This is a genomic window from uncultured Aquimonas sp. (assembly GCF_937888285.1).
Lineage (GTDB): Bacteria > Pseudomonadota > Gammaproteobacteria > Xanthomonadales > Xanthomonadaceae > Aquimonas.
Map to the genome: position 1 here is coordinate 1 of NZ_CALART010000004.1, position 3,030 is coordinate 3,030.

The following is a 3,030-nucleotide window of genomic DNA, read 5'->3' on the forward strand; positions in this document are numbered from 1 at the left end:
CTGCCGATGCCGGCGCAGATGAAGCCTGTGCCGGATGCCAAGCCCGCCGCAGAACCTGCCGATGAAACCGTGCGCGTGTCCCGCGCCAATGCCGAAGCGCGCATTGCGCCGACGCGCGAGGGATACGTCAACGCGATTCAGGTGTGGCCTTTCACCGATGGCGCGCTGTATCAGGCCTATGCGGCCGTGGGCCGCGTGACTGTGATCGCGCTCCAGCCGGGCGAGGAACTGGTGACGGTGGCCGCTGGCGACACAGTGCGCTGGATAGTCGGGGACACATCGAGCGGCAGCGGCGATGCGCTGCGCGTGAACGTAATGGTCAAGCCGATCCGCTCGGCCCTGAAGACCAATCTGGTCATCACCACCAGCCGCAGGACGTACCTGCTGGAACTGACCTCGACCGAGAAGACATGGATGGCATCGGTGTCCTGGGAATATCCCAAGGACAAGATGCTGGCCTTGCAGCGCCAGGCGCAGGCGGCCAGCGCCGCCGCGCCGGTCGATAGCGGCCTGTCGCTGGAGAAGATCCGTTTCCGCTACGCGGTCAGCGGCAGCAATCCGCCGTGGAAGCCGCTGCGCGCCTTCGACGATGGCGAGAAGGTCTACATCCAGTTCCCCGCCGGCATCGCACAAGGCGAGCTGCCGCCGCTGTTTGTCATCGGCGCGCAGGGTGACGGACAACTGGTGAACTACCGTTTCCGCTCGCCGTACTACATCGTGGATCGGCTGTTCGGCGCGGCCGAATTGCGCCTGGGCGGCGACAAGGGCGACGTGGTGCGCATTGAGCGCACAGACGGTGTCTCGGGTGGCACGCGGAGGAACTGACCATGAGCCAGGACGATTCCCCTGATCTTGCATCGCAGGCGGGCAAGGTCGCGCCCGAGGCGGTGGCGGTGGCGGTGGCGCTGCGCGCCCAGCCGCGCCCGGTCACGCGCCTGAACCGACGCACGCTGGCCGTTCTCGTCGGTGGCCTGTCGGTCGCCGTGCTCGGGGCTACGATCTGGTCATTGCAGCCGCATCGGCGCGGCGCGGGCGAGCAGACCGAGCTGTACAACGTCGATCGCGTGTCGAAGTCCGAAGGGCTGGACGGCCTGCCGTCGGATTACTCCAAGCTGCCGAAGGTGCCGGAGCTGGGGCCGCCGCTGCCGGGCGACCTTGGCCCAGCCATCGTGAAGTCGCAGCAACCGATGGCGCCGACGTATGCGCCACCGGGCCACGACCCGGAGGATGCACAGCGCAAGGAGGCCGAAGCAGCCGCAGCTTCTTCGGTGTTCTTCCGCTCGGGCACTCCCGGCAAGGGCGCAGCGCCAGGCACGGCGCAAGTCGCTGCGACTGGCTCGGCATCAGGCTTGGCGGGCTTCGACCCGCTGGCCGCTGGCCCGGCCTCGACGGCGGCCCAGCCCGCCGACCCGACCGCCGTGCAGAACCGGCAAGACCAGAAAGAGGCGTTCCTGAAAGGCGGTTCTACGGAAACCCGTAATTCCGGCAATCTGCAAATGCCGTCCTCGCCGTACCAGGTCATGGCCGGAACGGTGATCGCCGGGGCACTGGTGACGGGCATCAAGTCGGACTTGCCGGGCGACGTGATCGCCACAGTGACGGAACCGGTCTATGACACGGCCACGGGCAAGTTCCTGCTGATCCCGCAGGGATCGCGCATCCTGGGCAAGTACAACAGCCAGGTGAGCTATGGGCAGAGCCGCGTGCAGGTGGTGTGGAACCGCGTCATCCTGCCGGACACGTCATCGCTGAAGCTCGACAACCTCGCGGGCACCGATCCGGCCGGCTATGCCGGGCTGGAGGATGGTGTCGATTGGCATTGGGATCGCGTCTTCGCGGGTGCGGCGCTGACGACCCTGCTGGGCGTGGGCGCCGAGCTGGCCGCGCCGGAGAACCGGCAGGATGGCAACCGCATCGTGATCGCCGGGCGCGACAGCGCGCAGGACAGCATCAATCAGGTGGGCCAGGAGATGACCCGGCGCAACATGAACATCCAACCGACGCTGACCGAACGGCCGGGGTTGTCGGTGCGGATCATCGTCAACCGTGACTTGGTGTTGCGGCCGTACCAACCGCTGTTCTTCAACAGGGGGGCGATGCGATGAACACGACCAAGAAGCTGCGGCTCGGGCCGCTGCCCAAGACCGAAAGCGTCAAGCTGACCTTTGCCTGCCCGGCCAGCCTGAAAGCCGACCTCGACCGCTACGCCGCGCTGCACGCGCAGGCATACGGCGAGGCAGTAGATGCCTTGACGCTGATTCCGCACATGTTGGAAGCCTTCATGGCTGGCGATCGGGGATTCAAGCGCACACAACCCAAGAACGGAAAAGCCGCCCCTGCGTAAACGGGGGCGGCTCTGGATTGGTGCCCGAGGCCGGAATCGAACCGGCACGCCTTTCGGCGAGGGATTTTCTTACCACTTCGACTTTCGCCGCCAGCGCACACGCGCTGTTCGTGGTCTGGAGCACGCCTTCACCATAGCCTTGCGGCCGTAGGTGCCCGCCGTCTGCTCTCTACACCTTCCCAAACTGTAGCTTGGGCTTGGCTCGGCGTTGGCTCGGATGCCGAAGCATCCAGGGCTTTCGCCGATTTTGACGGGCTTCACTTCAGGCGTTTCCCCCCGAAGGCTCAAATTGTTCAAGTCCCTTGTGTCTACCGATTTCACCACTCGGGCGTAGTGCGCAATGCGCAGGAACACCTACTTCCATCTACTGGCGCCTAGTTGGCCCCTAACCGCCAAGCCAAGCTATGAAGCTGCATCTTGAATGCTCGCAAACCGTTGTCACTATTGACCTTGTGACTCGTTGGCGCAAGCAGAGAAGACTTGACAAAACAGATTTTAAGTCCGCAGTGTCTACCAATTTCACCACCGAGGCAGGACTACAGGGTTTGCAGTCTGCGGCGTCGAGGCTAACGCACAACGCCCCCCGAAGCAAACCCAGCTTCACTGCCGCATCGAGTGGCAAGGCATGAACTGGAGCGGGAAACGAGGCTCGAACTCGCGACCTCAACCTTGGCAAGGTTGCGCTC

3 protein-coding genes are annotated in these 3,030 nt (G+C 64.8%); all 3 read left to right on the plus strand.

The window, feature by feature from the left end:
- A partial coding sequence (gene trbG / locus Q0654_RS00425; protein WP_298849354.1) for a P-type conjugative transfer protein TrbG occupies nt 1–825 on the plus strand: 825 nt, incomplete at its 5' end.
- A 2-nt stretch (nt 826–827) separates the two neighbouring features.
- On the plus strand, nt 828–2,105 hold the full coding sequence (locus tag Q0654_RS00430; RefSeq protein ID WP_298849356.1) for a TrbI/VirB10 family protein: 1,278 nt from the start codon (nt 828–830) through the stop codon (nt 2,103–2,105).
- Nucleotides 2,102–2,344 carry a DUF2274 domain-containing protein gene (locus Q0654_RS00435; RefSeq protein WP_019372997.1) on the plus strand — a complete coding sequence of 81 codons (243 nt, stop codon included), beginning with the start codon at nt 2,102–2,104 and terminating at the stop codon, nt 2,342–2,344. Before Q0654_RS00430 ends, Q0654_RS00435 begins: the two co-directional genes overlap by 4 nt.
- The last annotated feature ends 686 nt before the right edge of the window (nt 2,345–3,030 follow it).

Bases quoted from the DNA above. Each gene is read 5' to 3' on its own strand.
- Q0654_RS00430 (WP_298849356.1), top strand. From the start codon at position 828: ATGAGCCAGGACGATTCCCCTGATCTTGCATCGCAGGCGGGCAAGGTC.
- Q0654_RS00435 (WP_019372997.1), top strand. From the start codon at position 2,102: ATGAACACGACCAAGAAGCTGCGGCTCGGGCCGCTGCCCAAGACCGAA.